At 74.6% G+C, this 25,276-nt stretch carries 28 protein-coding genes and 1 pseudogene; 9 read left to right on the top strand and 20 right to left on the bottom strand.

All coding sequences use genetic code 11. The features are described 5' to 3' along the window. Positions 1-394 precede the first annotated feature (394 nt). The gene (locus ACLQ2W_RS20500) at positions 395-670 is read left to right on the top strand and encodes a hypothetical protein (RefSeq protein ID WP_107157569.1); all 276 of its coding nucleotides are present in this window, start codon (positions 395-397) and stop codon (positions 668-670) included. Here ACLQ2W_RS20500 and ACLQ2W_RS20495 read toward each other — a convergent pair. From ACLQ2W_RS20495 to ACLQ2W_RS20480, 4 genes and pseudogenes are all read right to left on the bottom strand, one after another. Next, complete coding sequence (locus tag ACLQ2W_RS20495) at positions 663-1,226, bottom strand: Trp biosynthesis-associated membrane protein (protein ID WP_425787786.1); 564 nt, start codon at positions 1,224-1,226, stop codon at positions 663-665. The genes ACLQ2W_RS20500 and ACLQ2W_RS20495 overlap by 8 nt on opposite strands. After that, positions 1,223-1,645 (bottom strand): phosphoribosyl-AMP cyclohydrolase, encoded by a 423-nt coding sequence (hisI, locus tag ACLQ2W_RS20490; RefSeq protein ID WP_281938494.1) that lies wholly within the window; start codon positions 1,643-1,645, stop codon positions 1,223-1,225. The genes ACLQ2W_RS20495 and hisI overlap by 4 nt, the downstream gene beginning before the upstream one ends. Positions 1,646-1,825: 180 nt before the next feature. Beyond that, positions 1,826-2,464: pseudogene (locus ACLQ2W_RS20485) on the bottom strand (phosphoribosyl-AMP cyclohydrolase); the annotation flags it as partial. A 162-nt stretch (positions 2,465-2,626) separates the two neighbouring features. Beyond that, entirely contained in the window at positions 2,627-3,016 is a 390-nt protein-coding gene (locus ACLQ2W_RS20480) for a MerR family transcriptional regulator (RefSeq protein WP_425787785.1), read from the bottom strand. A 106-nt stretch (positions 3,017-3,122) separates the two neighbouring features. Between ACLQ2W_RS20480 and ACLQ2W_RS20475 the strand changes: the two genes are divergently transcribed. The 3 genes from ACLQ2W_RS20475 to ACLQ2W_RS20465 are packed head-to-tail and all read left to right on the top strand — an operon-like array spanning position 3,123 to position 5,232. Further along, positions 3,123-3,848 carry an ABC transporter ATP-binding protein gene (locus tag ACLQ2W_RS20475; RefSeq protein WP_425787784.1) on the top strand — a complete coding sequence of 242 codons (726 nt, stop codon included), beginning with the start codon at positions 3,123-3,125 and terminating at the stop codon, positions 3,846-3,848. After that, the gene (locus ACLQ2W_RS20470; protein WP_425787783.1) at positions 3,845-4,600 is read left to right on the top strand and encodes an ABC transporter permease; all 756 of its coding nucleotides are present in this window, start codon (positions 3,845-3,847) and stop codon (positions 4,598-4,600) included. The genes ACLQ2W_RS20475 and ACLQ2W_RS20470 overlap by 4 nt, the downstream gene beginning before the upstream one ends. Next, on the top strand, positions 4,597-5,232 hold the full coding sequence (locus ACLQ2W_RS20465; RefSeq protein WP_425787782.1) for a TetR family transcriptional regulator: 636 nt from the start codon (positions 4,597-4,599) through the stop codon (positions 5,230-5,232). Before ACLQ2W_RS20470 ends, ACLQ2W_RS20465 begins: the two co-directional genes overlap by 4 nt. Positions 5,233-5,336: 104 nt before the next feature. Here ACLQ2W_RS20465 and ACLQ2W_RS20460 read toward each other — a convergent pair whose 3' ends face one another. Next, a complete protein-coding gene (locus ACLQ2W_RS20460) occupies positions 5,337-7,121 on the bottom strand; it encodes an ABC transporter ATP-binding protein (protein WP_425787781.1) in 1,785 nt (594 codons plus the stop codon). Then, on the bottom strand, positions 7,118-8,986 hold the full coding sequence (locus ACLQ2W_RS20455; protein WP_425787780.1) for an ABC transporter ATP-binding protein: 1,869 nt from the start codon (positions 8,984-8,986) through the stop codon (positions 7,118-7,120). Before ACLQ2W_RS20455 ends, ACLQ2W_RS20460 begins: the two co-directional genes overlap by 4 nt. A 194-nt stretch (positions 8,987-9,180) precedes the next feature. Here ACLQ2W_RS20455 and ACLQ2W_RS20450 point away from each other — a divergent pair, with 194 nt between their 5' ends. From ACLQ2W_RS20450 to ACLQ2W_RS20440, 3 genes are all read left to right on the top strand, one after another. Then, a complete protein-coding gene (locus tag ACLQ2W_RS20450) occupies positions 9,181-9,810 on the top strand; it encodes a TIGR03085 family metal-binding protein (protein ID WP_425787779.1) in 630 nt (209 codons plus the stop codon). 126 nt (positions 9,811-9,936) lie between these two features. Beyond that, complete coding sequence (locus ACLQ2W_RS20445) at positions 9,937-10,884, top strand: terpene synthase family protein (RefSeq protein WP_425787778.1); 948 nt, start codon at positions 9,937-9,939, stop codon at positions 10,882-10,884. Between the two features lie 117 nt (positions 10,885-11,001). Further along, the gene (locus ACLQ2W_RS20440) at positions 11,002-12,828 is read left to right on the top strand and encodes an AMP-dependent synthetase/ligase (protein WP_425787777.1); all 1,827 of its coding nucleotides are present in this window, start codon (positions 11,002-11,004) and stop codon (positions 12,826-12,828) included. Positions 12,829-12,910: 82 nt separating this feature from the next. Here the strand turns inward: ACLQ2W_RS20440 and ACLQ2W_RS20435 are convergent, their stop codons facing one another. Further along, complete coding sequence (locus ACLQ2W_RS20435) at positions 12,911-14,218, bottom strand: low temperature requirement protein A (protein WP_425787776.1); 1,308 nt, start codon at positions 14,216-14,218, stop codon at positions 12,911-12,913. Between the two features lie 73 nt (positions 14,219-14,291). Continuing rightward, positions 14,292-15,743 (bottom strand): PLP-dependent aminotransferase family protein, encoded by a 1,452-nt coding sequence (locus ACLQ2W_RS20430; RefSeq protein ID WP_357304485.1) that lies wholly within the window; start codon positions 15,741-15,743, stop codon positions 14,292-14,294. Positions 15,744-15,802: 59 nt separating this feature from the next. Here ACLQ2W_RS20430 and ACLQ2W_RS20425 point away from each other — a divergent pair, with 59 nt between their 5' ends. Both ACLQ2W_RS20425 and ACLQ2W_RS20420 read left to right on the top strand, forming a co-directional pair. Continuing rightward, positions 15,803-16,435: a YczE/YyaS/YitT family protein gene (locus tag ACLQ2W_RS20425; protein ID WP_405090507.1), complete on the top strand. Its 633-nt coding sequence runs from the start codon at positions 15,803-15,805 to the stop codon at positions 16,433-16,435. A gap of 116 nt (positions 16,436-16,551) precedes the next feature. Further along, complete coding sequence (locus ACLQ2W_RS20420) at positions 16,552-17,013, top strand: hypothetical protein (RefSeq protein ID WP_281936548.1); 462 nt, start codon at positions 16,552-16,554, stop codon at positions 17,011-17,013. A gap of 19 nt (positions 17,014-17,032) precedes the next feature. Here ACLQ2W_RS20420 and hisF read toward each other — a convergent pair whose 3' ends face one another. The 12 genes from hisF to hisD all read right to left on the bottom strand — a co-directional run bounded on the left by hisF (position 17,033) and on the right by hisD (position 25,244). Beyond that, positions 17,033-17,800, bottom strand: a complete 768-nt coding sequence (hisF, locus tag ACLQ2W_RS20415) for an imidazole glycerol phosphate synthase subunit HisF (protein ID WP_107157581.1) — start codon at positions 17,798-17,800, stop codon at positions 17,033-17,035. 74 nt (positions 17,801-17,874) lie between these two features. Further along, a complete protein-coding gene (locus ACLQ2W_RS20410; protein ID WP_425787775.1) occupies positions 17,875-18,876 on the bottom strand; it encodes an NADP-dependent oxidoreductase in 1,002 nt (333 codons plus the stop codon). 55 nt (positions 18,877-18,931) lie between these two features. Continuing rightward, a complete protein-coding gene (locus ACLQ2W_RS20405; RefSeq protein ID WP_425787774.1) occupies positions 18,932-19,357 on the bottom strand; it encodes an organic hydroperoxide resistance protein in 426 nt (141 codons plus the stop codon). Between the two features lie 2 nt (positions 19,358-19,359). Further along, positions 19,360-19,806, bottom strand: a complete 447-nt coding sequence (locus ACLQ2W_RS20400) for a MarR family winged helix-turn-helix transcriptional regulator (RefSeq protein ID WP_281936551.1) — start codon at positions 19,804-19,806, stop codon at positions 19,360-19,362. Between the two features lie 111 nt (positions 19,807-19,917). After that, a complete protein-coding gene (locus ACLQ2W_RS20395; protein WP_405090510.1) occupies positions 19,918-20,331 on the bottom strand; it encodes a RidA family protein in 414 nt (137 codons plus the stop codon). Continuing rightward, entirely contained in the window at positions 20,328-21,056 is a 729-nt protein-coding gene (gene priA / locus ACLQ2W_RS20390) for a bifunctional 1-(5-phosphoribosyl)-5-((5-phosphoribosylamino)methylideneamino)imidazole-4-carboxamide isomerase/phosphoribosylanthranilate isomerase PriA (RefSeq protein WP_357303148.1), read from the bottom strand. The genes ACLQ2W_RS20395 and priA overlap by 4 nt, the downstream gene beginning before the upstream one ends. Positions 21,057-21,075: 19 nt before the next feature. Beyond that, on the bottom strand, positions 21,076-21,396 hold the full coding sequence (locus ACLQ2W_RS20385) for a hypothetical protein (RefSeq protein ID WP_425787773.1): 321 nt from the start codon (positions 21,394-21,396) through the stop codon (positions 21,076-21,078). Then, entirely contained in the window at positions 21,389-22,015 is a 627-nt protein-coding gene (gene hisH / locus ACLQ2W_RS20380) for an imidazole glycerol phosphate synthase subunit HisH (protein WP_425787772.1), read from the bottom strand. Before hisH ends, ACLQ2W_RS20385 begins: the two co-directional genes overlap by 8 nt. Continuing rightward, positions 22,015-22,182 (bottom strand): hypothetical protein, encoded by a 168-nt coding sequence (locus ACLQ2W_RS20375; RefSeq protein WP_199199777.1) that lies wholly within the window; start codon positions 22,180-22,182, stop codon positions 22,015-22,017. Before ACLQ2W_RS20375 ends, hisH begins: the two co-directional genes overlap by 1 nt. A 61-nt stretch (positions 22,183-22,243) precedes the next feature. Then, positions 22,244-22,855 (bottom strand): imidazoleglycerol-phosphate dehydratase HisB, encoded by a 612-nt coding sequence (gene hisB / locus ACLQ2W_RS20370; RefSeq protein WP_425787771.1) that lies wholly within the window; start codon positions 22,853-22,855, stop codon positions 22,244-22,246. Beyond that, positions 22,852-23,925, bottom strand: coding sequence for a histidinol-phosphate transaminase (locus ACLQ2W_RS20365; RefSeq protein WP_425787770.1), 1,074 nt, complete (start codon positions 23,923-23,925; stop codon positions 22,852-22,854). The genes hisB and ACLQ2W_RS20365 overlap by 4 nt, the downstream gene beginning before the upstream one ends. Further along, positions 23,922-25,244: a histidinol dehydrogenase gene (gene hisD, locus ACLQ2W_RS20360; protein WP_281936566.1), complete on the bottom strand. Its 1,323-nt coding sequence runs from the start codon at positions 25,242-25,244 to the stop codon at positions 23,922-23,924. The genes ACLQ2W_RS20365 and hisD overlap by 4 nt, the downstream gene beginning before the upstream one ends. Positions 25,245-25,276: the final 32 nt, after the last annotated feature.

The raw sequence follows: 25,276 nt of genomic DNA, 5'->3' as shown, positions 1-25,276 counted from the left end.
TCAGCAGTCACCAACGGACTCCCCTCTCCGGGTGTCATGGGCCGATGCTAGGTGGCGCCACCTGGCGACACGTGCCGGGGGGTATGGCGCACCTCACGACATGGGCTGTGGCATGATGGCCGACTTCGGGTGAACACGGTGTCACGCAGCGCCACCGCATGCATCGACCATCGCCCATGACCCATCTCACCACGCCCGGCCCGACCTCGCAGCCCGACGTCCGGCCCGCTGTGACCAAGGTCAAGGACTTCCGCCCCTGTGCAGGTCGCCCCGCGTGCGGGAGCGTTGACCTGCGCTTCACGGTGGCGAAACGTGAGCCGGACACCATCGTCGCAGGGCAGACTCGACGAGGCCGCTGCCGACCGAAGCCGAACGATCTCGTGTGGGGTGAACCATGAGCGCCAACGGGCCGCACCAGAACATCGGGTTGACCACCGTCTCCCGAACCGTCGCCGCACTCGCCGTCGGCGTGGTGCACACGCTCGAACGCGCGGTGGCCGGTGACGGCCGGACGCGTACCGCCCAGGGCAACGCCTGGGAGGCGGTCTGCGCCGACCGGGCCCGGGCCGCGCAACGCCGCGAGCTGGAGCGGCTGGTGGCCGAGCTGGCCGCCGCCCGGGCCGCGGCCCGGGACCGCCGGGCGACGCGCGAGGCCCAGCCGGTCAGCTGACCGTCGGGTCCTCGCCCCGGTCCAGCGCGTCCCACGCGTCCCGGGTGCCCCGTTCGACCGCCGGCCGGTCCGCGTCGGCGGGGCCGGTCGACCCGGCCCGCCGCTCGTACCGGGCGCCCATCGCCGGCCACCGCCCGGCCCGCCACGCGGTGCACGCCCCGCCTGTCGCGAGCGCCAGACCGCCCGCCAGCACCAGGGCCGGCCAGAGCCGGCTGACCCCGGGCTCGCCGAGACCGACCCCGCCACCGACCGCGACGGCCAGCCCGACGACCGCCAGCAGCACGCCGAGCAGCCGGCGCGGCCGGCCCCCGGTGGCCAGCACCGCCCCGCCGCCGGCCAACCCGACGTAGGCCAGCGCCGACACCCACGGCAGCAGGTCCGCGCCGGTGCGGCCCGACCGCCCGGGCCCGAGGGAACCACCGGCGGTCGGATCGGCCGACCAGCTCCGGGTCACCGCCCAGGCGGCCAGGCCCGCGCCGGCCAGGCAGAGCAGCACCGCGTACGCCAGCTCGCGCCGGCCCCGGACGGCGGGCGGGCCGACCGCGGCGTCGGTCACGGGGTCACTCCCGGCGAACTGACCGGCAGCTCGGTGAAGAAGCAGGTGCGGTGACCGGTGTGGCAGGCCGCGCCCACCTGCTCCACGCTGACCAGCAACGCGTCGCCGTCGCAGTCCAGCGCGACCGAGCGGACGTACTGGTGGTGGCCGGAGGTCGCGCCCTTGACCCAGTACTCCCCCCGGCTGCGCGACCAGTAGGTGGCCCGGCCGCTGGTGAGCGTGCGGTGCAGCGCCTCGTCGTCCATCCAGGCGACCATCAGCACCTCACCCGAGTCGTGGGCGCGGACCACGGCGGCGACCAGACCGTCCGGGGTGCGGCGGAGCCTGGCCGCGATGGCCGGGTCGAGCTGGGAGGGCCGGGCCGGGCCGGCGGCGGAGCGGGCGGAGGCGCCGGTCACGGGCGCGTCAGAGGCGGGCACGGTTGACCATTCTCCCGCACGTGGCGCCGGCACCGTCGACGTGTCCCGGGTCGCCGGTGGCGCCGCGTGCAGCGTCCGGCTGAGCTGACCGAGGTAGCGGTCCACCCGGCCGTCGGCGAGCGCCTCGGCCAGGTCCGCGCCGGCCACCGCGGCGACCTCCCCGGCGTACGGGCGGACCAGCGGGACGATGCCGGTGACCAGGCGGCCGGCGGCGGCCCCGACCTCGGCCGGGGCACCGGCGCGCAGCCCGAGGCAGAGCAGCATGTCGGCGCGGTAGCCGGGCGGGGCCACCGGCAGGTCCAGCGCGGCGGTCAGCGCGGCCCGGCGGGACACCACCCGGACGGCCGGGTTGGCCAGCCGGAGCACCGAGGGGCAGAGCCGGGCCAGGTCGGCCGCCGCGAGCCGGACCCCGGGGGCGTCGCCGGCCCAGTGCGCCCCGGCCACCTTGCCCAGCGTGGCGATCAGGTCCTCCAGGCGCGGCTCGTCGGCGGGCTGGCAGAGCACCGGCAGGTCGATCCGGCGGCGCCACTCCGGGACCGCCCAGAGCAGCCGGGCGGGCGCGGTGACCGGCAGCCCGAACGCCCAGTCGGCGGGCTGGCCGAGCCGGCGCACCCAGGAGCGGACGTCCCGGGAGGCCACCGAGACGTGCACCAGCCGCCCGTCGAACTCGGCCAGGTAGGCGTCCCGGCTCGCGTACGCGCCGGTGGGGCGGGCCGGGGCCGCCGAGGCGGGACGCTCCTCGTCGGTGGCGACGAGCACGTCCACGTCGACGTCGCTGTGCTCGGTGGCGGCCCGTCGGGCGTGGCTGCCGCGCAGCATGATCCCGACGACCGGTCGGTCCGCGGCCCGGCGCAGGCGGGTGGCCCAGTCGTCGAGGAATCCGGACTCGGGCAACGAAGCGGGACCCACCGCGACATGGTGCCGGAAGTCCGATCTCAAGCGCAATGCCCGATGGCGGACCGGGTGTCCGGTGCGGGTGGCTTAGCCCAGTTCCTCTTCGGCCTGCCGGTACGCGTCGATCTTGTGGTCGAGGGCCTTGAGATCCTCGGTCAGCTCGGCCATCCGGGCCAGCACCCGGGCCCGGTGCGCCTCGAACAGCGCCCGCCGCGCGCCGAGCGTACGGTCGCCCTGCCGGGCCAACTCGGCGTAGCGGCGCATGTCGCGCACCGGCATCCCGGTCCGGCGCAGCCGCAGGAGCAGGAACAGCCAGTTGACGTCCGCCTCGGTGTAGCGCCGACGGCCGGCGGAGTCCCGCCCGACCGGCGCGACCAGCCCTTCCTGTTCGTACCAGCGCAGCGTGTAGGTGGTCAGGCCGACCCGCTGCGCCGCCTCGCCGACGCTGAGGCTCTTCTCCCGGATGCCGATGTCCACCGATCCAGGCTTCCAGTTCGAGCCCACTCGAAGTCAACAGCATTGCCCGGCCGGTGGAATTCATCTACCGTTGATTTCAACGGTAGATGAATTGTCGGAGGCGGACATGGACGACGCGGTGTCGGTCCGTGGCCTGGTGGTCGACCGGGGTGGGCGGCGGGTGCTGCACGGCATCAGCTGCGCCGTGCCCCGCGGCACGGTCACCGGGCTGCTCGGGCCCAGCGGCAGCGGCAAGACCACGCTGATGCGCGCGGTGGTCGGCGTGCAGACGGTCGACGCCGGCACGGTCGACGTGCTCGGTCGGCCCGCCGGCACGGCCGAGCTGCGCCACCGGGTGGGCTACCTGACCCAGGCCCCGAGCGTCTACGCCGACCTCACGGTCCGGGAGAACGCCCGTTACTTCGCCGTGCTCCAGGGCCGGAGCCGCGCCGACGCCGACCGGGCGGTGTCCGACGTCGGGCTGGCCGCGGCGGCCGACCAACTGGTCGGCACGCTCTCCGGCGGCCAACGCAGCCGCGCGTCGCTCGCCTGCGCCCTGGTCGGCGACCCGGAGCTGGTCGTCCTCGACGAACCCACGGTCGGCCAGGACCCGGTGCTGCGGGCCGACCTGTGGGCCCGGTTCCATGCCATGGCCGCCACCGGCACCACGCTGCTGGTCTCCAGTCACGTGATGGACGAGGCGGCCCGCTGCGACCGGCTGCTGCTGATCCGCGAGGGCCGGCTGGTCGCCGACGACACCCCGGCCGCGGTCCGCGCCGCCACCGGCGTGGACGACCTGGAGGAGGCGTTCCTGCGCCTGATCCGCGACGGCGAGTCGGAGGCCACCTCGTGAACGGGCGCATCCTGGCCGCCACGACCGGGCGGATCCTGCGCCAGCTCCGGCACGACAGGCGCACCGTCGCGCTGCTCGTCGTGGTGCCGGCGGTGCTGCTCACGCTTGTCTACTTCATGTACGTCGACCAGCCCACCCCGCCCGGCGCGCCGCGCACCTTCGACCGGGTCGCGCTGATCATGCTGGGCTTCTTCCCGTTCATCATCATGTTCCTGGTGACCAGCATCGCCATGCTCCGCGAGCGCACCACCGGCACGCTGGAGCGGCTGCTCACCACGCCGCTGGGCAAGCTGGACCTGCTCTTCGGCTACGGCATCGCGTTCGGGCTGGCCGGGGTGCTCCAGTCCACCGTCGCCTCGCTGGTGGCCTACCAGGTGTTCGGGCTGGACACCGCCGGCAGCCCGTGGCTGGTCGTGCTGATCGCCGGCGTGAACGCGGTGCTGGCCGTGGCGCTCGGCCTGTTCTGCTCGGCGTTCGCCCGCACCGAGTTCCAGGCGGTGCAGTTCATGCCGGTCGTGGTCGCCCCGCAACTGCTGCTCTGCGGGCTGTTCGTGCCCCGCGGCCAGATGGCCGGCTGGCTCCAGGCGGTCAGCGACGCGCTGCCGCTGTCGTATGCGGTCGAGGCGCTCCAGGAGGTCGGCGCGCACGCCGCGCCGACCGGCACCATGTGGCGCGACGTGGCGATCGTGGCCGGCGCGGCGGTGGTCGCGCTGGTGCTGGCCGCCGCCACGCTGCGCCGGCGCAGCGGATGACCCCGCGCCGCGACGCCGAGCCGGCGGCGCAGCCGAGGAGACCGCGTCGCACCGGGCGGCGGCCCGGCAACCCGGACACCCGGGAGGCGATCCTCGCCGCGGCCCGGGACGCGTTCGCCGAGCGCGGCTTCGACGCCACAGCGATTCGGACGGTCGCCGCCGCCGCCGGCGTGGACCCGGCGCTGGTGCACCACTACTTCGGCACCAAGGAGGAGCTGTTCCGGGCGGCCATGGCGTTCCCGGTGGACCCGGCGCGGCTGCTGCCGACGGTTCTCGCGGGCGGGCCGGAGGGCATCGGCGAGCGGCTCGTCCGCACGTTCCTTGAGGTATGGGACTCGCCGGTCGGCGCCGCGGGGGTGGCGTTGCTGCGCTCGGCGGTGAGCAACGAGTGGACCGCCCGCCTGCTGCGGGAGTTCCTCGTCACCCAGGTGCTGCGGCGGGTGCTCGACCACCTCGAGGTCGACCCGACGGAGCTGCCGCTGCGTGGCGGGCTGGTGGCGACCCAGCTCGCTGGGCTGGCCCTGATGCGGTATGTGCTCCGCCTCGAACCGATCGCCGGCGCCGAGCCGGCGACCCTGGTGGCCGCCGCCGGCCCGACGGTCCAGCGCTACCTCACCGGCGACGTGCGCTGATCCTTCCCGGCGGCGATCTTGCGCTTGTTGCCCCGACGAAAAGGGACGATCCACCCCTACCGGGGGCCGAAAGTGCAAGATCGCGGGAGTTCGGGGTGGCCCGGTCAGCGGGTCTGCTCCAGCCACGAGGCGAAGAGCAGGGCGTAGACCGAGTCGGCGTCCCGGACCAGCTCCTCGTGCGGGCCGCGCTGCACGATCCGGCCCCGGTCCACCACGATCACCTCGTCGGCCGACTGCGCGGTGGAGAGCCGGTGCGCGATGGCCAGCGTGGTGCGCCCCCGGGTCACCGCGTCCAGCGTGCGTTGCAGGCGCACCTCGGTGGCCGGGTCGACCGCGCTGGTCGCCTCGTCGAGCACCAGCAGGTCCGGGTCGGCCACGTACGCGCGGGCCAGCGCCACGAGCTGCCGCTCGCCGACGCTGAGCGCCTCGCCGCGCTCGCCCACCGGGGTGTCCAGCCCGGCCGGCAGCCCGTCCAGCCAGTCGGCCAGGCCCAACTCGGTGAAGGCGGCGGTGAGCCGGGCGTCGGACAGGTCCGGGCGGGCGAACCGGACGTTCTCCCCGACCGTGGCGTCGAACAGGAAACCGTCCTGCGGCACCATCACCACCCGGGCGCGCAGCGAGTCGAAGCGGACCTGACGCAGGTCGACGCCGGAGAGCAGCACCTCGCCCTCGGTCGGGTCCATCAGCCGGGTGAGCAGCTTGGCGAACGTGGTCTTGCCGCTGCCGGTCTCGCCGACCACCGCCACCCGGCTCTTCGCCGCGATGTCCAGCGTCACGTCGTGCAGCACCGGCGGCCCGCCCGGATAGGCGAACGTCACCCCGGCGAAGCGGACGTCGAGCGGACCGGACGGCAGCTCCCGGCCCCGCTCGCCCGGGTCGGCCACGTCCGGCTCGACGTCCAGCACGTCGAGCACCCGACGCCAGCCGGCGATCGCGTTCTGCGCCTCGTTGAGCACCTCGGTGGCGATCTGCACCGGCTGGATGAAGAGCGTGACCAGGAACAGGAACGCGGTGAGCTGCCCGACCGACAGCGTCCGGTCGACGCCCAGGCTCACCCCGACCACCACCACGCCGGCCAGCGCCAGGCCGGCGGCCAGCTCGCCGACCGAGCTGCCCAGGATGCTGATCCGGATGGCCCGCTGCTGGGCCACCCGCTGCCCGTCGATCGCCGCGTCCAGCCGGCGGGCGGTGCGCCCGGCGATCCCGTACGCCCGGATCACCGGCGCGCCGACCACGCTCTCGCCGATCGCGCCGAGCAGCGTGCCGGTCCGCTGCCGGACCAGCCCGTACGCGCCGGCCAGCCGGCGCTGCAACTGCCGGATGATCAGCACCGCGGGCGCGAACGCGACGAGCACCACGAGCGTCAACTGCCAGGAGTACGCCAGCATCACGGCGGTGGTCACCAGCAACTGTCCCAGGTTGACCAGGAGGATCACGCCGCCCCACTGGAGGAACTGGGTGATCTGGTCGACGTCGCTGGTGACCCGGGAGACCAGCGACCCGCGCCGCTCGGACTGCTGGTGCAGCATGGACAGGTCGTGCACGTGCCGGAACGCGCGGGTCCGCACGCCGGCCAGCGCGGTCTCGCTGACCGTGAACAGCCGGCGCATCATCAGGTAGCCGCAGGTGGTGGTGACCACCAGCACGGCGACGGTGATCGCCACGGTCAGCGAGATGACGCCCAGGTCGAGCCCGCCGACGATGCCGTGGTCGATGCCGCGCTGCACCGCCACCGGCACCGCCACCCGGCCGACCATGTAGACAAGCGCCAACGCCAACGTGGCGGCCAGCCCGGTCTTCAGCTCCGGGGAGAGCGCCAATCCGCGCCGCAGCGTCCCCCAGGTCGACTCGGCCCGCTCGGCCGTGATCGTGCTCGTGGTCGCGCTCACCGGTCCACCTCCATCTCCAGGCCAGAGGGCACCGGCGTGACCTCGTCGTACGTGCGGTTCTGCTCGCGTTCCTGCTCGGCCTGCTCGTACGCGGTGACCAGGTTGGCGTACCCGGGCACGGTGGCCAGCAGCTCGGGGTGCGTGCCGCGGGCGACCACCCGGCCCTGCTCCACGTAGATCACCTCGTCGGCGAGCGCGATGGTGGCCCGCCGGTACGCCACCACCAGGATCGACGCGCCCCCGTCGCCGGGGGCGCGCAGGCCGGCCAGGATGGCCGCCTCGACCCGCGGGTCGACGGCGCTGGTGGCGTCGTCGAGCACCAGCAGCCGGGGCCGGCCGGCGAGCGCCCGGGCCAGCGTGAGTCGTTGCCGCTGCCCGCCGGAGAGCGAGGTGCCCCGCTCGCCGACCATGGTGTCCAGCCCGTCCGGCAGGGCGGCGACGAAGCCGTCCGCCTCGGCCAGCCGCAGCGCGGCCCACACCTCGTCGTCGCCGATGCCGGCCCGGTCGAGCGTGATGTTGGCCCGGACCGTGTCGTCGAAGACGAACGGCACCTGGGCCACCAGCGCCACCGTGGCGGCGAGCGAGGCGGCGGTCAGCTCGCGCACGTCGACGCCGTCCAGCGTGACGCGGCCACGGTCCGGGTCGACCAGCCGCACGGCCAGCGACGCGATGGTGGACTTTCCGGCGCCGGTCGGACCGACCAGGGCCACCGTCTTCCCGGCCGGCACCGTGAACGTCACCTCGCCGAGCACCTCCGTGCCGGGCTGGTGCGCCTCGGCCGGCTCGTACCCGAAGTGGACGTCGGCGAAGCCCAGCGTGGCCGGCTCCCGGCGGGCCGGGTCGAGCGTCACGTCGCCGTACGGCATCTCGCCGGTGGCGTCCAGGACCCGGCTGACCCGCTCCCAGCCGGCGACGCTGCGCGGCAGCTCGGCCAGCACCCAGCCGATCGCCCGCACCGGGAAGGCCAGCACGGTGAACAGGAACGCGACGCTGACCAGCTCGGTCACCGTGATCGCGCCCTGTTGGAGCCGGACCGCGCCGACCACCAGCACGGCGAGCGTGCCGAGGCTGGGCAGGGTCTCCAGCATCGGGTCGAAGACGCCGCGCAGCCGGCCGACGGAGATCAACGCGTCGCGCAGGTCACCGGCGCGGGCGGCGAAGCGGGCCGTCTCCTGGGACTCCCGGCCCATGGTCTTGACCACCAACGCGCCGTCGAAGCTCTCGTGCGCGATGCCGCTGACCTCGGCGCGCAGCCGCTGGGCGCGGGCCTGGCGGGGCGCCATCCGGCGGGAGTAGACCACGTTGAGGGCGAACAGCGCGGGGAAGACGGCGAGGCCGACCAGGGCGAGCGCCCAGTCGGTGACGAACAGCGAGGCCACGGCGCCGACCAGCATCACCAGCGTGCCGACCGCGAACGGCAGCGGCGCGATCGGGTACCAGGCGGCCTCCACGTCGGAGTTGGCGTTGGACAGCAGCGTGCCGGTGGAGTTGCGGTGGTGCCAGGCCAGCGGCAGGTCGAGGTAGCGGCGGGTGACCCGGCGACGGTAGGCGGCCTGGAGCCGGTACTGCATGTAACCGGCGCCGAGCCGTCGGCCGAAGATGCCGACCACCCGCAGCACGCTGATCCCGAACAGCGCCGACGCGGCGAGCGCGAGAGCGCCGCCGGCCACCGCGCCGCGTTCGACCGCCGGCACCACCACGTCGCCGACCACCGCGCCGACCACGTACGCGCTGGCGATGACGAGGAGGCCGAAGAGCACACTGCCGCTGACCGCCACCGCGAAGATCCGGGGTTGCTCCCGGATCGCCCGGCCGAGCACCCTGAGCCCCTTGCCGAGCACGTCCCGACTTGTCCCGCTCGCCACGCTCTCCCCCGCCGTAAGCCACAGTTTTCTCCCCCATCCTTACCGCTCGTCGCCGCGTACGCCGACCCGGCCGGGATATGTCCGCCGTCACGTTCGCGCCGACCGGGGGCGGACGGCGGGCGGCGACCGGCGGCCCGGGAACGCCGCGTCGGCCATGGCGCGCCGATCGGGCCGGGCGGGCCTACGATCGGGCCATGCCGCGGTACGCCCGAGCGGAGCGCGAGGCGCTCGCCGATCTGATGCTGGAACTGGGACCGGACGCGCCGACGGTCAACGCGGGGTGGAACACCCGTGACCTGGCGGCGCACCTGCTGGTGCGGGAGCGCCGGCCGGACGCGGCCGGCGGGATCCTGCTGCCGCCGCTGCGGGGGTACGCCGAGGCGGTGCGCCTGCGGGTCGCCGCCGGTCCGTACGCCGACCTGGTCGCCCGGGTCCGCCGCCCGCCGGTGTGGAGCCCGGTGAGCAATCCGCTCACCGACGAGCTGGCCAACGGCATGGAGTTCTTCATCCACCACGAGGACGTGCGCCGCGCCCGGCCCGGCTGGCACCCGCGCGACCTGCCGGCCGGGCAGCAGGCGGTGCTCTGGAAGCGGGTCGCCCTGCTGGCCCGGATGGCGCTGCGGCGGTTTCCGGCCGAGGTGCTGGTGCAGGCGCCGGGGCACGGCGAGCTGCGGGTCGGCCGGGGCGGCGAGCGGCTGCGGCTGGTCGGCGCGCCGGGCGAGCTGGTGCTGTTCCTCACCGGCCGGCAGCGGGTGGCCCGGGTCCAGGTGGAGGGCCCGGCCGGGCTCGCGGAGCGGCTGCGCGCGGCCGAGCTGGGACTCTGACCGAGCGTAGGCATCCCGTGACCGCACTATCACGAATAGCGCACATCCCAGTGATGAATGCCGATCGATTCTGCCGTACGCTCCTGCCCGCCGCCCCGCCCCGCGGGCGGCGGACAGGGGGCACGGATGCGTGGCTTCGCGCTCTCGGCGCTGCACGAACCGCCCTTTCCGGCGCGACGGCACCCCGCCGTCGAGCGGGTCACCGCGGAGAGCGCCGGCTGGGTACGCGACCTCGGCCTGGTCCGTGACCCGGCCGGGCGGCGCCGACTGGCCGGCGCGCACGCCGCGGAGCTGGCCGGACGGGCCGGCCCGGAGGCGTCCCCGGCCGGCCTGCGCCTGCTCACCGACCTGATCAACTGGCTGTTCGTGGTGGACGACGCCTGCGACGACGACGGCCTGGGCGCGGACCCCACCCGGCTGGCCCCCACCGTGGCGGCGCTGCTGAGCGTGCTGGACCGGCACGGCGACCCGGCCGCGCCCGTCCCGGCCGGTGGCCCGCTGGCGGTGGCGCTCGACGACCTGTGCCGGCGGGCCCGCGACGCGCAGCGGCCCGCGCTGCTGCTGCGCCTGGTCGGCCAGTTGCGCGAATACCTGCTGGCGCTGCTCTGGGAGGCGGCCAACCGGGAGCACCGGCGGGTGCCCGGGGTGGCCGAGTACGTGCAGATGCGCCGGCACACCGGCGGCGTACGCCCCGGCTTCACGGTGACCGACCTGGCCCACCCGGCGTGCCCCGGCCCCGCCCGGCGGGCCGATCCGGCGCTGGCCGCGTTGGACGTCCTCGCCGCCGACCTGGTCTGCTGGTGCAACGACCTGTTCTCCTACGGCAAGGAGCGCGGCGTCGCCCCGCCGGCGCACAACCTGGTCACCACCATCGCCGGCGAGACCGGTCAGGACGAGGCGGCGGCGCTGCGCGAGGCGGCGGCCCGGTTCAACGCGGCGCTGGCGGCGTACGCGGAACGGGACGCGGCGCTGACCGTCACCGCCGACGACGGGGTTCGCGCCTTCCTCGCCACCCGCCGGGACTGGATCCGGGCCACCTACGACTGGTCCCGCGCCGCCACCCGGTACGCCTGAGCCCGAACCCCGGCCGATCCGCACTAGCCGCTGCCCCGGTGCAGGCAATACTCTTCGGTAACCGCAGACCGGCGTGACCCCCGTCACGTCCCTCCACCCCTGAAGGCGGCTTCCACGATGGCTCTCGATGTACCGTACCGTTCCGTACCGGACATGTTCCTCAAGCGCGTGGCGGACTCCCCCGACCGGCACGCCTTCGCCCACCCCGCACCCGACGACTCGGGCCCGGTCTGGTTGACGTGGGAGCAGGTCGGGCAGCGCGCCAAGGCGATCGCGGCCGGGCTGCACGGGCTGGGTGTGGGCCTCGAGGACCCGGTGGCGATCCTGGCCAACACGCGGCTGGAGTGGGTGCTCGCCGACTTCGGCGTGATGTGCGCCGGCGGGGCCACCACCACCGTCTACCCCACCACCGAGCCCGAGGAGGCGGCGTACATTCTCGCCGACTCGGGGTCGCGGGTGCTGTTCGCGGAGAACCCGGCCCAGGCCGCGAAGATCGCCGGTGCGGAGTTGCCGGCGCTGACGCACGTGGTGCTCCTCGACGGCGCGGCCGACCCGGCGGCCGGCGTTCCCCAGCTCACGCTCGCCGAGCTGGAGGAACGCGGCGCCGCCGCGCTGGCCGCCACGCCCGGCCTGATCGACGAGCTGGTCGCCGGCATCGGCCCGGACCACCTGGCCACCCTGATCTACACGTCGGGCACCACCGGCCGGCCCAAGGGCGTGGAGCTGCTGCACGGCGGGTGGTGCTGGGAGGGCGTCGCGCAGGCCGAGCTGGGCCTGCTGCGCGTCGACGACCTGCAATACCTGTGGTTGCCGCTGTCCCACTCGTTCGGCAAGACGCTGCTCTGCGGCGCCACCCACGTCGGGCTGCCCACCTACGTCGACGGCCGGGTGGACCGGCTGGTCGACCTGCTCGGCGTGGTCCGGCCGACGCTGATGTGCGGCGCGCCCCGGGTCTTCGAGAAGGTCTACAACAAGGCGGTCACCACCGCGCAGGGCGCGGGCGGCGCGAAGGCGAAGATCTTCGGCTGGGGCGTCGCGGTCGGCAAGGAGAAGGTCGCGCTGGAGCAGGCCGGCAAGCCGGTCCCGGCCGGGCTGCGGATGAAGTACGCGCTCGCCGAGAAGCTGGTCTTCAGCAAGCTCCAGGCCCGGCTGGGCGGCCGGATGCGGGTCCTGGTCTCCGGCGCGGCGCCGCTGAGCAAGGAGATCGCCACCTTCTTCGCCGCCGCCAACCTGCCCATCTCGGAGGGGTACGGCCTCACCGAGACCAGCGCCGGCGCGTTCGTCAACCCGCCGGACGGTCTCAAGATCGGCAGCGTGGGCCGGGCCATGGGCGACCTGGAGTGCCGGATCGACACCGACGGCGAGATCCTGGTCCGGGGCCGGCCGGTGATGCGTGGCTACCACAACCTGCCCGGGGAGACCGCCGAGGCGTTCACCGACGACGGCTTCTTCCGCACCGGCGACATCGGCACGCTCGACGACGACGGCTACCTGCGCATCACCGACCGCAAGAAGGACCTGGTCAAGACGTCCGGCGGCAAGTACGTCGCGCCGTCGCACATCGAGGGCATGTTCAAGGCGATCTGCCCGTACACCTCGCAGGCGGTGGTGATCGGGCAGGCCCGCAACTACTGCACCATGCTGGTGACGCTGGACCCGGACGCGATCAAGGGCTGGGCGGCCGGCACCCCGCTGGAGGGGCGCGACTACACCACTATCGTCACCTCGCCCGAGGCGCGGACGATGGTCGAGGGGTACGTGGACGAGCTGAACGCCAAGCTCAACCGCTGGGAGACGATCAAGAAGGTGACGATCCTCCCCCGCGACCTGACTATCGCCGACGGCGAGGTCACCCCGTCGCTGAAGATCAAGCGCCGCAGCGTGGAGACCAACTTCGCCGGCGAGATCGACAAGATGTACGAGGGCACGCTCGCCGAGCTGTGACGTGCCCCCGGCGCCGCGCCGGCCGTGCCCCACCGTCCCGGGGCACGGCCCGCGCGGGACCGGCCCCGGCGGCCCGCGCCGGTCACAGGTGTTCCCGACGCCACCGGCTCTGCTCGGCCTCGGCGGCCACCTGCTCCTCCAGCGCGAGCTGACGCACCCGGCGGCGGCGGCCGTCCTCGCTGCGCGTCTCCCAGGTGACGCCGGCGCCGGCGAGCACCGCCAGCACGCCCAGCGCGGCCACCTCCGGGATCCGGAACGCGAACGGGCCGACCACGACCAGCGCCGCCACCGTGACCAGCAGCGGACGGTGCAGCTCGCGCACCGCCAACCACCAGCAGCCGGCGATGCTGAGCAGGTAGAGCGCCACCCCGCCGAAGAGGACGCCACCCCAGAAGTCGCCCAACGACCACCCCCAGGACGGGGTGTCCGGATCGGCGATCTCGGCGAGCAGGTCCTTGAGGCCGAGCGCGTAGAGGATCGTCCCGGTGACCATCGGCAGGTGCAGGAACGTGTAGACCGAGCGGCTCAGCCGCAGCCGGGCGTCCCGGTCCCGGGCGTGGTGCAGCGCCTGCTCCAGCGCGAACGCCAGCGTGTCGAAGTACGCCCACCAGAGCGCCGCCACGATCGCGATGCCGAGCAGCGCGGCCACCGCCACCGGGCCGGTCAGCGGCAGCCCGGTCTTCGGGCCGAGCCCCAGCGCGATGATCGACTCACCGAGCGCGACCAGCACCATCAGCGCGTGCCGTTCCGCCCAGTGTCCGGCCGAGACCACCACCCACCAGTGCCAGGCCACGGTGGTGCCGACCACGTACTCGACAAGCACCGCCAGCGTCCAGAGCGCCAGTTGCAGCCCGACCGCGAACCGACCCTCGGGCAGCCAGGCCCGGACGGTGCCGGCGGCCACGAGCAGCACGGTGGCCACGACCGGCACCAGGACGCGCAGCAGGAACCGTCGACGACGCACCGGGTCGGCCCGGTCCACCCGGCCGAACACGGTGAGCTGGGCCATCCGGATCACGAAGTAGCAACCGGCGAAGACCAGCGGGCCGGGCAGGCCGCCCGGGCGGTCCTGGAACGCGCCGGGCGCGCTGAGCACGAGCAGGAACGTGGCCGCCACGGTCACGAAGCCGACCAGTGGCAGCATGCCCTGGTCGGCGCGGCAGGCGTTGCCCACCCGCGCGAAGCCGGTCCACGACCACCAGAGCAGCGCCAGCACCAACAGGAAGCGGTAGAGGTTGACCGGGGTCAGCTCACTGGCGGTCAGCGTGGTGACGCTGAGGAACGCGAAGACGAAGACCAGGTCGTAGAAGAGTTCCAACCGGGTGGTGCGGGAGCCGGGCGCGGCTGCGCGTAGCGCCCACGACCAGCGGGCGTCGCTCCGGTTCCCCACCCGGGCAGTCTGCGGTCCCGCCGCCGGGCGGGGATCCGGTTCGGCCGGCAACCACCGGAACGGGCACGGCCGCTCAGGCGATGACGCTCGGCTCCCGCCACTGCGGCCGGCCGGCCCGGTCCAGGTCGTAGCGGACCGCGGCGAGCCGCCCGACCGCCTCCGCCAGCTCCGCGGCGGGCAGCGTGAACGGCAGCCGGAGGAACCGCTCCAGCGTGCCGTCCAGGCCGAACCGGGGGCCGGGCGCCAGCCGTACGCCGACCTCCTCGGCCGCCCGGGCCAACGCGCTGGAGATCGGGCCGTCCAGCTCGGCCCAGAGCGTGACGCCGCCGCGCGGCACCCGGAACCGCCAGTCGGGCAGCCGGTCGGCGAGCGCGGCGACAAGCGCGTCCCGCTGGCCGGCGAGCTGGGTCCGGCGGGCCGCCACGATGGCCGGCGCCTGGGCCAGCAGGTGCACCGCGACGAGCTGGTCGAGGACCGGACTGGCCATGTCCACCCCGACCCGGGCCGCGGCCAGCCGCTGCACCTGCGGCGCGGAGGCGCGGACCCAGCCGATCCGCAGCCCGCCCCAGTAGGGCTTGCTCATCCCGCCGATGCTGATCACCCGGGAGTGCCTGTCGAAGACCGCCACCGGCGGTGGCAGCGGGGTGTCGTCAAGCGGCAGGTCGACGAAGGACTCGTCCACCACCAGGTCGGTGCCGGCGGCGTGGGCCGCGCCGACCAGCCGCTCGCGCAGGTCGGCCGCCATCAGGTGGCCGGTCGGGTTGTGGAACTCCGGGATCACGTACGCCAGCTTGGGCCGGGTCTGCCGGAGGCTGCCGAGCAGCAGGTCGGCGTCCCACCCGTCGTCGGAGAGCCCGTGCGTGGCGATCCGGGCCCGCCGGGCGGCGAGCGCGGCGAGCGCGTTGGGGTAGGTGGGCGACTCCACCAGCACCCCGCCGCCGGGGGACAGCGCCAGCCGGAGCACCAGGTCCAGCGCGTGCTGGGTGCCGCTGGTGACCATGATCTGCTCGGGGCTGGTGGGAAGGCCACGCTCGGTGTAGCCGCGGGCCACCGCCTCGCGCAGCTCGATGATGCCGGTGGGGTGGTAGCCGGCGCCGCCGAGATAGCGGGGCAGGTCCTCGGCCGCCGCGCGGGCGGCGGGGACGAGCTGCGGCGGGGCGGAGAGCGCGGCGACCCCGAGGTCGATCATGTCCCGGTCGTCGAGCGGCGTCCAGAGTCCGGTGCTGGCCACCCGGTGGGTGCCCGGCAGCATGGTCCAGCTCCCGGCGCCGCGCCGGCTCGCCAGGTGGCCGCTCTCCCGCAGTTCCCGGTACGCCGCGGTGACGGTGGTCCGGCTGATCCGGAGCGCCTCGGCCAGTTCCCGCTCGGCCGGCAGGCGTACCCCCAGGGGCAGCCGGCCGTCGGCGAGCAGGCCACGGACGGCGGCGGCGAGCGCGACGTAGTCCGGGCTGCGCCGCCGGCCGGGCAGCGCGTGCCACTGACCGAGCAGCCGCGCCAATTGGACACCGCGCACCTGGCTTGTCATGGCCACTCCTCCCCGATTGGCCTCTCCGGCTGGGCCGATTGGACCCTAGGGTGGCATGCATGGCACAGCTTGGCAATCTCCGGGACCGGCCGGTGCGGCGACTCACCCAGCTCTACGCCGGCCTGGTCCTCTACGGGCTCAGCATGGCGCTGATGATCCGGTCCGGGCTGGGCCTGGATCCCTGGGACGTGTTCCACCAGGGCCTGGCCCGGCAGACCGGCCTCTCCTTCGGCACGGTCACCATCGCCGTCGGCGCCGTGGTGCTGCTGCTCTGGATCCCGCTGCGGCAGCGCCCCGGGCTCGGCACGATCAGCAACGTGGTGGTGATCGGGCTGGTCGTCGACGGCACCCTGACCGTGCTGCCGCCCGGCGAGGGCCTGCCGGTACGCGCCGCGCTGCTGGTGGTCGGCATCGTCGCCAACGGCGCCGCCACCGGCCTCTACCTGGGCGCCGGGCTCGGCCCCGGGCCGCGTGACGGCCTGATGACCGGCCTGGTCGCCCGCCGCCCGCGCCTGTCGATCCGGTTGGTCCGGACCGTCATCGAGGTGACCGTGCTCGCCCTCGGCTGGCTGCTCGGCGGCACCGTCGGTCTCGGCACGGTGGCCTACGCGCTCGCCATCGGGCCGCTCGCCCAACTGTTCATCCCGATCTTCGCGATCCCGGCCCGACCGGTCCGCGCCTACGCTGCGTGAGCGCGTTCGGGCCGACCGCCACCGTACGGGCCGGCCCGCAGCGCGCTGAGCTGCGACGACGCGCGCCGCGAAAACCGGGTGTTTTCTCCGCCGTCGCGGGCGGGCATCATTCGTGCATGGGGGACAACGGATGGCGTTGGAGCGACGCCTGGATCTTCGTGGCGTTGGTCATCGCGAGCGGCGCCGGCCGGCACCGCCGGGCCGCCGCCACACGCCGCCCCGAGGGGGTACGCCTCGCCGACGTCCTCTCCACCGCCGACCACCTCAACCAGGCCATTCCCGAACGACACGAGGTCGAGGGGGCGGTCCGGCGGCTCGTCGGCGCCGGCCTGGTCAGCGTCGCCGACGGCTGGTTCCGGGTCACCCCGGACGGTGAACGGCTCTGGCGCACCCGGCCCAGCGCCGGGCTCGGCACCACTGTCGACACCGTGCAGGGCGTGCTGACCCGCCGGCACCCGCCGGGCGAGTCCGAGTGGCAGCTCGCCGAGGACGACCACGCCGCCGCCGTGCAGGAGTACGTGGTCCGCTCCATCCCGATGCCCCGCCGGTCCCCGGAGGGGCGCTCCGGGCGGCAGTGACCCGTGGGCCCGGCCCGGGTCAGCGCACCGGGTGCCCGGCGCCGCGCAGCGCGTCCTTGACCTCGCCGACGGTCAGCTCGCCGAAGTGGAAGACACTGGCCGCGAGCACCGCGTCGGCGCCCGCGCCGACCGCCGGCGGAAAGTGCGCCACCGCGCCCGCGCCACCGCTGGCGATCACCGGCACCTCGACCACGTCCCGGACCGCCTGGATGAGCGGCAGGTCGAACCCGGCCTTGGTGCCGTCCGCGTCCATCGAGTTGAGCAGGATCTCGCCGGCGCCCAGCTCGGCGCCGCGCGCGGCCCACGCCACCGCGTCCAGGCCGGTGCCGCGCCGGCCGCCGTGCGTGGTGACCTCGAAGCCGCTGGGCGTCACCCCGGCCGGGGCGCGCCGCACGTCCAGCGAGAGCACCAGCACCTGGCGGCCGAACCGGTCGGCGATCTCGGCGATCAGCTCCGGACGGGCGATGGCCGCGGTGTTCACGCCGACCTTGTCCGCCCCGGCCCGCAGCAGCGTGTCCACGTCGGCGACCTGCCGGACGCCGCCGCCCACGGTGAGCGGGATGAAGACCGACTCGGCGGTGCGCCGGACCACGTCGAGCATCGTGCCGCGGTCGCTGGACGAGGCGGTGACGTCGAGGAACGTCAGCTCGTCCGCCCCGGCCCGGTCGTACGCCGCCGCCAGCTCCACCGGGTCGCCGGCGTCGCGCAGGTCGACGAAGTTGACGCCCTTGACCACCCGTCCGGCATCCACGTCCAGACACGGAATGACCCGCACCGCCACCGTCATGCCGGAAAGCCTAGCCAACGCGGAAGCGGCGGTGGCCGGCCGGTGAGGCCGGTCACCGCCGCTTCCGTGGGGTGTCAGAGGCGGACGAGCATCTTGCCGAGGTTCTCGCCGCGCAGCAGGCCGAGGAACGCGTCCGGGGCCTGCTCGATGCCGTCGACCACCGTCTCGTCGTACGACAGGCGACCCTCGCGCAGCCAGCCGGCCACCTCCTGCACGAACTGCTCGCGCAGGTGACCGTGGTCGCCGACGAGGAAGCCGCGCAGCGTCAGCCGCTTGCCGATCACCAACGCCAGGTTGCGCGGGGCGGCCGGCGGCTCGGCCGAGTTGTACTGGGCGATCATGCCGCAGATGGCGGCCCGGCCGTGCAGGTTCATCGCCCCGATCGCGGCCTCCAGGTGCTCCCCGCCGACGTTGTCGAAGTACACGTCGACACCGTCCGGGGCGGCGGCCTTGAGCTGCTCGTACACCGGCCCGTCGTGGTAGTCGAAGGCGGCGTCGAAGCCGAGCGCGGCGAGCCGCTCGACCTTCGCCCGGGAGCCGGCGCTGCCGATCACCCGGCCGGCGCCGCGCAGCTTCGCGATCTGCCCGACCATCGAGCCCACCGCGCCGGCCGCGCCGGAGACGAAGACCGTCTCCCCCGGCTTCATGACGGCCACGTCGAGCAGCCCGGCGTACGCGGTCAGCCCGGTCATGCCGAGCACGCTCAGGTAGGCGCTGACCGGCGCGAGGCCGGCGTCGACCTTGCGGACGGCCGTCGCGTCGACAAGCGCGTACTCGCGCCAGCCCAGGCCGTGCAGCACGACGTCGCCGGGCTTGACGCCCGCGGCCTCGCCGGCCACCACCTCACCGATCGCGCCGCCGTCGAGCGGGGCGTCGAGCGCGAACGGCGGCACGTACGACTTGACGTCGTTCATCCGTCCCCGCATGTACGGGTCGACGGACATGAACTGGTTGCGCACCACGACCTGACCCGGCCCCGGCGTCGGCACCTCGGTGGTGACCAGCCGGAAGTTGTCGGCGGTCGGCCAGCCCTCGGGGCGGGACGCCAGGTGGATCTCCCGGTTCACGCTGCTCACAGGGCCTCCTTCGATCGCGACTGCGGGGCTCGCAGAACCGGCTCGCTCCTCGCGCTCACAGGGCCTCCCGGACGGTCAGCGCGACCTCGATGTTGCCGCGGGTCGCGTTCGAGTAGGGGCAGACCTGGTGGGCCGCCTCGACCAGCTTCTCGGCGGCCGACCGCTCGACGGCGGGCAGGTCCACGACCAGTGTCACGGCCAGGCCGTAGCCGCCGCTGCCGTTCGGGCCGATGCCCACCTCGGCCTCGACGACCGAGCCGGCGACGTCCGCCTTGGCCTGGCGGGCGACGATGCGCAGCGCGGAGTGGAAGCAGGCCGCGTAGCCGGCCGCGAAGAGCTGCTCGGGGTTGGCCGCGCCGCCGGCGCCGCCCATCTCCTTCGGCACGGCGAGGTTCAGGTCGACGGTGCCGTCGGAGGTGCGGACGTGGCCGTCGCGACCGTCGCCGGTGGCCTTGGCGGACGCGGTGTAGAGGACCTGCATTGTCACTGCTCCTTCTGTCGGTGGATCGTCTCGGTGACCCGGGTGAGCGTGTCGCGGAGATTGACCAGTTCGGCCGCCGTGAGGCCGGTGGCCACGGCCACCCGCATCGGCACGTCCGCCATCCGCTCCCGCAGCGCCCGGCCCCGATCGGTGAGGCCCACCTCGACCCGGCGCTCGTCGGCGGCCGAGCGGGTTCGCACCACCAGGCCGGCCCCCTCCAGCCGCTTGAGCAGCGGGGAGAGCGTGCCGGAGTCGAGCCGGAGCCGCGCGCCGAGCTCGGAGACCGTGGGGGCGTCGTCGTCGCGCTCCCAGAGCACCAGCAGCACCAGGTACTGCGGGTAGGTCAGGCCGTGCTCGTCGAGGATGGGCCGGTAGACGTCGGTCAGGGCGCGCGACGCCGCGTAGAGCGCGAAACACACCTGCCGGCGTAGCACCAGATCATCGGTCACCCGTCGAACTGTAGCGCGCAATCAAGTTGTGCACAACTTGATTGCGCGCAGGTGCGCACGCTCACACCGGTAGCCGCTCTTTCCCGGAAAGCGGGCGCACCGCCTCTGCGGTCAGGGGTGCGGGAGCCACGCCTCCAGCTCGATCTCGACCAGGTGCTCCGGGTCGAGCAGACCGGCCACCACCACCATGGTCGCCACCGGACGAACCGGGCCGAACACCGCGTTGTGCGCCCGGCCCACCTCGTCGACGTAGAGCCGGTCGGTCACGTACATCCGGGTCCGGACCACGTCGGCCGGTTCCGCGCCCACCTCGGCCAGCGCGTCCAGGCCGATCCGGATCGCCTGCGCGGTCTGCGCCGCCGCGTCCCCCACGTGCGCCACCCGACCGTCCACCGTGGAGGTGCAGCCGGCGGTGATCGCCAGCGCGCCGGCCCGGACCACCCGGGAGTAGCCGTAGAGCGCCTCCCACGGGCCGCCCGAGCCGAGCCGGGTCACCACCGGCGACCCGCCCACCTCGATCGTCACGCGCCGGCCCGCAGCGTGGCGAGCGCCTGGGCGACCGTGAACGCGCCGGCGTAGAGCGCCTTGCCGGCGATCACGCCCTCCACCCCGACCGGCTCCAGCGTGGCCAGCGCCCGCAGGTCGTCGAGCGTGGACACCCCGCCGGAGGCGATCACCGGCGCGTCGGTGCGCGCGCACACCTCGCGCAGCAGGTCCAGGTTCGGCCCCCGCATGGTGCCGTCCTTGGTGATGTCGGTGACCACGTACCGCGCCGCGCCGGCCGCGTCCAGCCGGGCCAGCACGTCGTAGAGGTCACCGCCGTCGCGGGTCCAGCCCCGCGCCGAGAGGGTACGCCCGCGCACGTCCAGCCCGATCGCCACGCGGTCCCCGTACTCGCCGCAGATCCGGTCGCACCACTCGGGATCCTCCAACGCGGCGGTGCCGATGTTGACCCGGGCCGCCCCGGTGCCCAGCGCCGCCCGCAACGACTCGTCGTCGCGGATCCCGCCCGACAGCTCCACCTTGACGTCGAGCTTGCCGACCACCTCGGCGAGCAGCGCCGCGTTGGAGCCCCGACCGAACGCGGCGTCGAGGTCGACCAGGTGGATCCACTCCGCGCCGTCGGACTGCCAGGCGAGCGCCGCCTCCAGCGGGTCGCCGTACGCGGTCTCGCTGCCGGCGGCGCCCTGCACGAGCCGGACGGCCTGGCCGTCGGCGACGTCCACGGCGGGCAACAGGTCAAGGCTCAACGGTTGTCTCCTCGCATCCTCAACGACGGTCCAACGCGATCACCACGATCGCCGGCAGGACCAGCAGCAACAACACGACCAACGCCAGACGCAGCGCGAGGTCGTCGACGAAACTCCAGATGCCGACCACCGCGACGGCGGTGAGCAGCACGATGGCCGCCCGCTCCCGCCGGCTGTGCCGGCGCAGCCGACCGGTGCGCCCCCGCCGCAGGCGGGGCGTCAGCCGGCGTACCCAGGCCCGGCGCCGCTCCCGACGGGCCACCCGCCGGGCCCGGACGGCGCGTTCCCGCTCCTGCTCGGCCTCGCGGGCCGCCCGACGGCGGGCCCGCTCCTTACTCAAAAGTGCCGAGCCAGTTGCGCAGGAGCGCCGCGCCCGTGTCGGCCGACTTCTCCGGGTGGAACTGGGCGGCGGACAGCGCCCCCCGCTCCACCGCCGCGACGAAGTCGCCGCCGTGGTGCGCGGTGGTCACGACGGCGCCGGCGGCGGCGAGCGCGGCCGGGTCGGTGACCCCGTAGGAGTGCACGAAGTAGAACCGGGCATCGGCCGGCAGGCCGGCGAAGAGCACCGACCCGTCCGGCGGGCACACCGTGTTCCAGCCCATGTGCGGCAGGCGCGGCGCGGGCAGCTTCGTCACCCCGCCGGGCAGCAGGCCCAGGCCCTTGGTCACGACGCCGTGCTCGTCGCCGTGTTCGAAGAGCACCTGCATGCCGACGCAGATGCCGAGCACCGGGCGGCCCGCCGCCACCCGCTCGGCGATCACCGGGCCCGCGCCGAGCGCCTCGATGCCCGCCATGCACGCGGCGTACGCGCCGACGCCCGGCACCACCAGGCCGTCGGCCCCGGCGGCGGCGGTCAGGTCGTCGGTCACGGTGACGTCCGCACCGGCCCGCTCCAGCGCGCGCTCGGCCGAACGCAGGTTGCCCGAGCCGTAGTCGAGCACCACCACCCGCCGGGCCATCAGCCCTCCCCGGGCAGCAGCCAGAGCAGCCCGCCGGCGGTGGCCAGCACGGCCAGCAGGCCGGTGACCACCACGGCGGCGCGGGCGGCGCCCTGCTTGTAGAGCGACCACGTCCCGCCGACCAGCACCCCGGCCAGGATCAGCAGCAGCGTCGGCAACACCTTCACAGGCGGGGCCGCCTTTCATTCGCGACTGCGGGACTCCGCTGCGCTGCGTTCCTCGCGCTCATCAGAGCGCACCCTTCGTGGACGGCACCACGCCGGCGCTGCGCGGATCGATCGCGGTCGCCTCACGCAGCGCCCGGGACACGGCCTTGAACTGGGCCTCGACCACGTGGTGCGCGTCCGGGTGGCCGCCGGGCCGGGCCGCCCGCAGCACGTCCACGTGCAGCGTGACCCGGGCCGACTGGCCGAACGACTCCCAGATGTGCCGGGTCATGCTGGTCGGGTAGACCGGCCCGATGTACGGCGACAGCGCCGGCTCGTCGTGCACCACGTACGGCCGGCCGGACAGGTCGACCGCGGCCCGTACCAGCACCTCGTCCATCGGGACGGTGGCCGAGCCGTACCGCCGGATGCCGGCCTTGTCGCCCAGCGCCCGGTCGAACGCCGTGCCCAGCGCGAGCACGGTGTCCTCCATGGTGTGGTGCGCGTCGATCTCCAGGTCGCCGACCGTGTGCACGGTCAGGTCGAAGCCGCCGTGCCGGGCGATCTGGTTCAGCATGTGGTCGTAGAAGCCGACGCCGGTCTCGATGTCGGCCTTGCCGGTGCCGTCGAGGTCGATCTCGACAAGCACCTTGGTCTCGTTGGTGACCCGCTCGATCCGGGCGGTGCGGTTCATGACAACTTCTCCATCGCGGACAGAAAGGCGTCGGTCTCGGCCGGGGTTCCGGCGGTGACCCGCAGCCAGCCGGGCAGGCCGACGTCGCGGACCAGCACGCCGGCGTCGAGCAGGGTACGCCAGGCGGCGCCCTGGTCGCCGCCGACGTCGAACAGCACGAAGTTGGCGTCGCTGTCGGCCACCCGGCGCCCCCGCGCGCGCAGCTCGGCGACGATCCGGTCGCGCTGGACCATGATCGCGGAGACGGTGCCGAGCAACGCGTCCCGGTGCGCCAGCGCCGCCCGGGCGGCGGCCTGGGTGAGCGCGGAGAGGTGGTACGGCAGCCGGACCAGCTGCACCGCCGCCACCACCGCCGGGTCGGCGGCCAGGTAACCCAGCCGGCCGCCGGCGAACCCGAACGCCTTGCTCATGGTGCGGGTGACCACCAGTCGGGGGTGGCCGGGCAGCACGGCGAGCGCGCTCACCGTGCCGGGCCGGGCGAACTCCGCGTACGCCTCGTCCACCACCACCATGCCGGGCGCCTCGGCCAGCACGGCGGCGACCACGGCCGGGTCGAGCGCGGTGCCGGTCGGGTTGTTCGGCGAGCAGAGGAACACCACGTCCGGGCGGTGCGCGCGCACCTGGTCGACCGCGTCGGCGGCGGTCAGCCCGAAGTCGGCGCCCCGGACGCCGGGGATCCACCCGGTGCCGGTGCCGAGCGCCAGCAGCGGGTGCATCGAGTACGCCGGGGTGAAGCCGAGCGCGGTGCGCCCGGGGCCGCCGAACGCCTGGAGCAACTGCTGCTGGATCTCGTTGGAGCCGTTGGCCGCCCACACGTGGTCGGCGGTGAGGTCGTGGCCCAGGTACGCGGCCAGGTCGGCGCGGAGCGCCACCGCGTCCCGGTCCGGGTAACGGTTCAGGTCACGCAGCTCGGCCGCGACCGCCTTGCCGATCGCCTCGACCACCGGCTCGGGCACCGGGTAGGAGTTCTCGTTGGTGTTCAGCCGCACCGGCACGTCGAGCTGCGGCGCGCCGTACGGGGAGCGTCCGCGCAGGTCGTCCCGGATCGGCAGGTCATCGAGCGTGGTCACGAGTCGTCTCCGGGGAAGCGGACGCGGACCGCCTGGCCGTGCGCCGGCAGGTCCTCCACGCCGGCCAGCGTGACCACGTGCGGGGCCACCTCGCGCAGCGCCTGCTCGGTGTATTCCACCAGGTGGACGCCGCGCAGGAAGGACTGCACGGACAACCCGGAGGAGTGCCGGGCGCAGCCGCCGGTGGGCAGCACGTGGTTGGAGCCGGCGCAGTAGTCGCCGAGCGACACCGGCGACCAGGCGCCCACGAAGATCGCACCGGCGTTGCGCACCCGCAACGCCCACTCGCGGGCGTTCTCGGTCTGGATCTCCAGGTGCTCGGCCGCGTACGCGTCGACCACCCGCAGCCCGGCCGCCAGGTCGTCGACGAGGACCACGCCGCTCTGCTCGCCGCGCAGCGCGGTGCCGATCCGCTCGGCGTGCTTGGCCGCCGGCACCTGCCGGGCCAGCTCGGCGTCGACCGCGTCGGCCAGCTCGGTCGACGGCGTGACCAGCACGCTGGCCGCCAGCGGGTCGTGCTCGGCCTGGCTGATCAGGTCGGCGGCGACGTGCGCCGGGTCGGCGGTGTGGTCGGCCAGGACGGCGATCTCGGTCGGGCCGGCCTCGGCGTCGATGCCGACCACGCCGCGCAGCAGCCGCTTCGCGGCGGTGACCCAGATGTTGCCCGGACCGGTGATCATGTCGACCGGGTCGCAGCGCTCGTCTCCGGCCGGGTCGACAGTCGCGCCGTACGCGAGCATGGCCACCGCCTGGGCGCCGCCGACCGCGTACACCTCGTCCACGCCGAGCAGCGCGCAGGCGGCGAGGACCCGCGGGTCGGGCAGGCCGTCGTTGTCCTTCTGCGGCGGGCTCGCCACCACCAGCGAGCGCACCCCGGCCGCCTGGGCCGGGACCACGTTCATCACCACCGTCGACGGGTACATGGCCAGGCCGCCGGGGACGTAGAGGCCCACCCGGTCGACCGGCACCCACCGCTCGGTCACCGTGCCGCCGGGCACCACGGTCGTGGTGTGGTCGGTCCGGCGCTGGTCGGCGTGGACCTTGCGGGCCCGGGTGATCGACTCCAGCAGCGCGGCGCGGACCTGCGGGTCCAGCTCGCCCTCGGCGGCGCGGATCACCTCGACCGGCACCCGCAGATGCTCCGGCGCGACGCCGTCGAACCGCTCGCTGGCCTCCCGGATCGCCGGGTAGCCATGCTCGCGGACCGCCTCGACGAGGGGGCGGATCCGCTCGACCGCGACGGAGACGTCGAGCTGGGCACGGGGCAGCAGGCGGCGCGGGTCGGGCACCCCGCCGCGCAGGTCGATCCGATTCAGCACACCTGCGAGTCTAGGCCGCCGCCGGTCGGACC

Origin of the sequence: Micromonospora sp. DT227, from assembly GCF_049841835.1 — a bacterium.
Taxonomy (GTDB): Bacteria; Actinomycetota; Actinomycetes; order Mycobacteriales; family Micromonosporaceae; genus Micromonospora.
Note: the sequence above shows the minus strand (reverse complement) of the source record. Positions and strands in the feature narration are given on the sequence as shown.

What these genes read in the sequence shown, in the direction of transcription:
- ACLQ2W_RS20445 (WP_425787778.1), top strand. Translation starts at nt 9,937, where the DNA reads ATGCGTGGCTTCGCGCTCTCGGCGCTGCACGAACCGCCCTTTCCGGCG.
- ACLQ2W_RS20430 (WP_357304485.1), bottom strand. Translation starts at nt 15,743, where the DNA reads ATGACAAGCCAGGTGCGCGGTGTCCAATTGGCGCGGCTGCTCGGTCAG.
- hisB (WP_425787771.1), bottom strand. Translation starts at nt 22,855, where the DNA reads ATGAACCGCACCGCCCGGATCGAGCGGGTCACCAACGAGACCAAGGTG.
- ACLQ2W_RS20425 (WP_405090507.1), top strand. Translation starts at nt 15,803, where the DNA reads ATGGCACAGCTTGGCAATCTCCGGGACCGGCCGGTGCGGCGACTCACC.
- hisH (WP_425787772.1), bottom strand. Translation starts at nt 22,015, where the DNA reads ATGGCCCGGCGGGTGGTGGTGCTCGACTACGGCTCGGGCAACCTGCGT.
- ACLQ2W_RS20450 (WP_425787779.1), top strand. Translation starts at nt 9,181, where the DNA reads ATGCCGCGGTACGCCCGAGCGGAGCGCGAGGCGCTCGCCGATCTGATG.
- hisF (WP_107157581.1), bottom strand. Translation starts at nt 17,800, where the DNA reads ATGACGGTGGCGGTGCGGGTCATTCCGTGTCTGGACGTGGATGCCGGA.
- ACLQ2W_RS20440 (WP_425787777.1), top strand. Translation starts at nt 11,002, where the DNA reads ATGGCTCTCGATGTACCGTACCGTTCCGTACCGGACATGTTCCTCAAG.
- ACLQ2W_RS20420 (WP_281936548.1), top strand. Translation starts at nt 16,552, where the DNA reads ATGGGGGACAACGGATGGCGTTGGAGCGACGCCTGGATCTTCGTGGCG.
- ACLQ2W_RS20465 (WP_425787782.1), top strand. Translation starts at nt 4,597, where the DNA reads ATGACCCCGCGCCGCGACGCCGAGCCGGCGGCGCAGCCGAGGAGACCG.
- ACLQ2W_RS20475 (WP_425787784.1), top strand. Translation starts at nt 3,123, where the DNA reads ATGGACGACGCGGTGTCGGTCCGTGGCCTGGTGGTCGACCGGGGTGGG.
- ACLQ2W_RS20500 (WP_107157569.1), top strand. Translation starts at nt 395, where the DNA reads ATGAGCGCCAACGGGCCGCACCAGAACATCGGGTTGACCACCGTCTCC.
- ACLQ2W_RS20405 (WP_425787774.1), bottom strand. Translation starts at nt 19,357, where the DNA reads ATGCAGGTCCTCTACACCGCGTCCGCCAAGGCCACCGGCGACGGTCGC.